This is a genomic window from Polaromonas sp. P1_E1_2 (assembly GCF_056406035.1).
The window spans coordinates 1-4,441 of sequence record NZ_JBFUAZ010000346.1 but is presented as its reverse complement, the minus strand read 5'-3'; the positions used below and the strand labels follow the sequence as shown (position 1 = coordinate 4,441).

The window sequence follows — 4,441 nt, the reverse complement described above, 5'->3', positions numbered from 1 at the left end:
CCATAGAGGCAGCCGCGCCCTCACCTGCCCTGCCGCCCCCACCCGCATCTGTCGCCGATGACACGGACATTTCGCAGTTACGGCTACGCGTCCTGACACTTCCTGTGAAAGGCGTAAAGCCCGCCCAGCACAGCGACACCACCACCCAGGCGCGCGCAGCAGGAGCCCCGCATGAAGCCATAGACATCATGAGCCCACGCGGCACGCCAGTGCTCGCCGTCGAGGACGGCAAAGTGGCCAAGCTGTTCCTGAGCAAGCCAGGCGGCATCACGATTTACCAGTTCGACCCGGCCAGCCAGTACGCGTACTACTACGCACACCTGGACCGCTATGCCGAAGGCCTCAGCGAAGGCGCCAGCCTGCGCAAAGGCCAGGTCATCGGCTATGTCGGCAGCACCGGGAATGCATCTCCCGACGCACCGCACCTGCACTTCGCGATCTTCAAACTGGGGCCGGAGCGCCAGTGGTGGCGCGGCGCACCGCTGAATCYTTATCTTGTCTGGCGCGACGCCAGGCCGTAAACAACCCGGCCGATGACGTGCCGGCTCATGCTGACGCGCTATGCACTTGCCAGCCTGGCAAGCGCCTTCACCCCTGCCTTCCTGAACAGTCGCGCACCTAACCGCAAACCGCCGCAGGGCAGGCGGCTCCTTCACGACCTCAACGACCACGCAAGACCTGAACAACAGATGGTTGTTGTTATCGAGGCCGAGTGCATCACGCTTTCGCGGGTATAAATCCTGCATTGCCACCTATTTCTGCCGATAGTTGGCTTGAATATAAGATCGGCGCGATCACCAAAAACAAGCTTGCTGCGCAAGCCGCCTTTCATCGGAGGGAGACCGATACGTGAAAACAGCAAATACCCACGCAAAAGAGCGTGGCCCTGAAAACCAGAGGGTGGGTTCTGGTTTTTTGTGCCCTGGCCTTGCCGCCGTCGAGAAACAGGCTCACTCGTACCGCCCGGCAGCCCGGGCAGCGATACAGCCATGACACGAACCCTGCGCGCCATTCTCTGCAGCATGCTTCTGCTCCAGAACGGGGCTTTTGCGGCCAATGCCTCGTCCGTGCCGACTCCCTTCACCACTGCGTTGTACGGAACACCGGTAGGCAGCAATGCCGCGCAGGCCTACTTCCTCGTGAATGTCTTGCGCAGTGCCGAAGCGCCCAAGGCGGACTTTGAAGCCTTGCGCAACGAACTGCTGTATGGCTATGTGGCGCAGGTCACCGGCGCGGCGCCACCACCGGCCCTGGCTGTACCCGAGCCCAAGACCAGTGCCTGGAAGTCATTCCTGCGCCGATTGCCGGGCGGTACGAAAGCACCGGCAGACGATGTGGCCGTGGCCATCGCGCGCGGCCGGCAGCGCGACGACGTGATGGGCCCCGCTTTCCGCGCTACCTGGCAGGCGGCCTTCAACCAGGCACTAGCCCTGCGCTGGGAATCCGGCGCCGCGCGCGCGCCGCTCTTCACGCTGGATATGCGCGACATGCAGCCCATCGCGCCCGGCATCTGGGCTGCGCCTTCTGCCGAAGGCCAGGTACGCCTGATGCTGTCGCTGCGCCTGGCCAACACCAGCTCCGTGCCGCTGCCGCTCTACCGCCCCGACATCATCTTGCAAGGCACGCTGCGCTTTACCTGCGACTGGGACCGGGTGCGAGCACCACAAAGCGTCATGCGCGCCAATGAAGTCACCTTGTTGCAGCCCGGCGCCCAGTCCGAACCCCTGGCGTGCGAGGCCCCCCCGGTGGCCGGGTACTGGCGCGAGCAATTGGCTGCGCTGCAGGCGGCCAACGGCAAGGCAGGCCTGCAGACCGTGCTGGTACCGCATGACCTCGACAGTGCCCAGCGCCTGTACCACACAGAACTGGCATTCGCGAATGCATCGCCATTAAGAGTCAGCTGGAGCCAGCGCCAGMTGAAGGCCCGGCAYGAGCMGTACCGCCAGTGGTCTCCCGCCAAAAATGCACTGGACCCACCCGAGTCGGGCAGCCTGACGGCTGCGCCGCATCACGGATGGGCGGCAACTGTCTCACTGCTGACGACCTTCCTCGGCGCCACCGTGTTGGCGCTCGGCCTGTTTGCCGGCGGCCGCACGGCGCGCAGCGCGGGCGTGCCGGAGGGCGTGGTTGCCGTGGTGACGGTGCTGGTGGTGGGCGGTGCGTGGATTCTGGCCACCATGAAAATGGGCAGCGGCGGCACGGGTTACGACCATCCCCTGTATCTCGGAATTGCCTTGGGGGCGGGCTTCGTCGGGCCGGTGGTACTGGGAGTGGTGGCCCTGCATGCCCTGCACAAGGTGCTGGACGACGAGGAGATGCAATGGTGGCAAGCCGTAGCCACCGGCTGGCGCCTCGCGCTGAACGTCACCGCGAAAACAAGCCGGGCCGAGTTCTGGGGATTCCTGGCGCATTGCGCCTGGTTATGGGCGCTGGCGCGCGTTTGCCTTATGCCGCTGGACCGCTGGATAGGTCTCGCCTTGCTGGTCCCGGTGGTGACGCTGACGGCCCGCCGCATGCTCAGCATGACGAGTCAGGAATGGCTCGAGATGGGGKTGATCTTGGTGTGCCTGCTACTGCTTGTGCTGATGTGAGGTGCTGCGAGGTGGTGGCGAAGTCGCGGCCGCCAAAAACAACGTTCCTGACTTGATCTCTCAGGCTGTCACCAGTTTGACGGGTACAGCCGACTCTTTCTCCTGAACGACCGCATATTCCACAGCCAGCCGCAGCATCGTGGGTGTGACGTAGTGGCGATGCACATAGTCAATGGCCGCCATGTAAAAGCGGCCAAAGGCATTCTTGCAATGAACCCGCGTACCCAGCATCACATCCACATGATGCTTGTCGACGATTTCCACGCTGACACAGGACCTGAACAGCAGATGTTTGTCATTGGCGCCCAGAATGACCTGCGCCTTGGTATCGGCTGTATTAACGCTTTGGTCAAGCACCGGGTAACGGTTGGCGAACAGGTTGCTGGTGTCCGGTGACAACAGCGAAGACACAGGGCAGCCCAATGGCGATGTACGCAGGCCCAGGGGCTTAACCAGAACATTGCGCAGCGCCATCAGATTGGACACACCGCTGGGCGCATTGAGCAGAAAGCCCTCCAGGACTGCGGCGAGCAGATTTCTGGCGCTGCTGTGCCCGAAGTTGGTACCGGTCACGCGCAGGCGAAAAGTGTCTTCATGATGGACGCGCAGTTCGGTCAGTTGCTGAAGCAACAGCGAATCCACTGGCGGGCTGCTGAGCTCCTTGACGCTTCGGGCGGATCCGCCATGTGACAGAAAGCCCGACGCCCCTTTCCACGAACCCCACAAGCCTCGCATCACGCCTGCGCCGCTGCGCACAGTGTTGCATACCACCCGGTGGAACGTCCCGGGCGGAGCATCCAGCGACAAGGTCGTGGTCGGCACGGTATCAGCTTTGAAGTCCTTGGCCTGAAGCAACGCCTTCACCTCGTCCGGCAGCAACTCCGTCAATGATGGGATGCTCGCCTTATTGGTCAGCACCTCCTGTTTCAATGACTCCGACAAATTCCCGCCCAGTTCATTCGTATGGCAAGACAACGCAAAGAACACAGGGTGCAAGGAATTACGCGAGAGCGGAGAAAACTGGTGCCAGGTTTCACCACCAAAACGCACGGTGAACATGCAGTCAGGCGGTATGTTCACAAAACGCAGGGCGCGGATGAAGTTCTGCGGGTCTTCCTGGATTTGTTGTTCCGACGCGCTGGAAAAGCGCAACTGGGCTCCACCGCTGCCCGATACCGCCGTAAATATGCGGTGCCCCGCATGGCGGTGAAACGGATGGCCTTTAGGCCCCACGACAAATGAATACAGCGACGTTGCGTCACCTTTGGGAAAGTTGGTCCCACCCAGTTTAGCTGATGGCTCATCCAACTCATCGACAAATGCGCTGTGCTGGCGCTGCCTGGATGCCACGCTGGCAAATAAATGGTTGCCTGCACCATGACCGATCTGGGCGATCAAAGACACCTCGACGGCCAAACCGCCCGATTCGGATGGAATGCGAACCGACGGAAACGTTTCAATCACCTGTGTGAGATTCAGCATGGGTCCCTCTCTCCTTGTTACCTGGCTTTTGGTGTTTTGGCCGCAACGCGTTCCCGTTTCAGGGGCCGCGCGACCGGGCATAGTTCGAATGCATAACCCGTGAGGCTGTTGACGAGGCTGTCACCGTTGAGCTTGTAGAGCACAAACTGGCCGCTGCGCTCGCTGGTCACCAAGCCGGCGTTTTCAAGCACCGACAGGTGGCGAGAAACGGCCGGCGTGCTCATGGCAAAGCGCTCGGCCAGCTCAGTGGTGCTGAGTTCTTTCTCGGTGAGGTACGCCAGAATTTGGCGCCTGGGSCYCGAGGCGAGCGCTTCAAATATTTTGTCAAGGGATGCAGGCATTGATGTATTAACTTATTTGTTAATAAC

General features: G+C 61.5%; 5 protein-coding genes. 3 read left to right on the top strand and 2 right to left on the bottom strand.

Going from position 1 to position 4,441, the window contains the following annotated elements:
• From AC1D1P_RS15275 to AC1D1P_RS15265, 3 genes are all read left to right on the top strand, one after another.
• On the top strand, positions 1-521 hold a 521-nt coding region (locus AC1D1P_RS15275), incomplete at its 5' end, for a M23 family metallopeptidase (RefSeq protein ID WP_477673568.1).
• Positions 522-548: 27 nt separating this feature from the next.
• A complete protein-coding gene (locus AC1D1P_RS15270; RefSeq protein ID WP_477669458.1) occupies positions 549-737 on the top strand; it encodes a hypothetical protein in 189 nt (62 codons plus the stop codon).
• Positions 738-989: 252 nt separating this feature from the next.
• A complete protein-coding gene (locus AC1D1P_RS15265) occupies positions 990-2,591 on the top strand; it encodes a hypothetical protein (protein ID WP_477673567.1) in 1,602 nt (533 codons plus the stop codon).
• Between the two features lie 60 nt (positions 2,592-2,651).
• Here the strand turns inward: AC1D1P_RS15265 and AC1D1P_RS15260 are convergent, their stop codons facing one another.
• The gene (locus AC1D1P_RS15260; protein WP_477673566.1) at positions 2,652-4,073 is read right to left on the bottom strand and encodes a DUF2867 domain-containing protein; all 1,422 of its coding nucleotides are present in this window, start codon (positions 4,071-4,073) and stop codon (positions 2,652-2,654) included.
• A 17-nt stretch (positions 4,074-4,090) separates the two neighbouring features.
• Entirely contained in the window at positions 4,091-4,414 is a 324-nt protein-coding gene (locus AC1D1P_RS15255) for a metalloregulator ArsR/SmtB family transcription factor (RefSeq protein ID WP_477673565.1), read from the bottom strand.
• Between the last annotated feature and the right edge of the window lie 27 nt (positions 4,415-4,441).

Bases quoted from the DNA above. Each gene is read 5' to 3' on its own strand.
- AC1D1P_RS15270 (WP_477669458.1), top strand. From the start codon at position 549: ATGCTGACGCGCTATGCACTTGCCAGCCTGGCAAGCGCCTTCACCCCT.
- AC1D1P_RS15260 (WP_477673566.1), bottom strand. From the start codon at position 4,073: ATGCTGAATCTCACACAGGTGATTGAAACGTTTCCGTCGGTTCGCATT.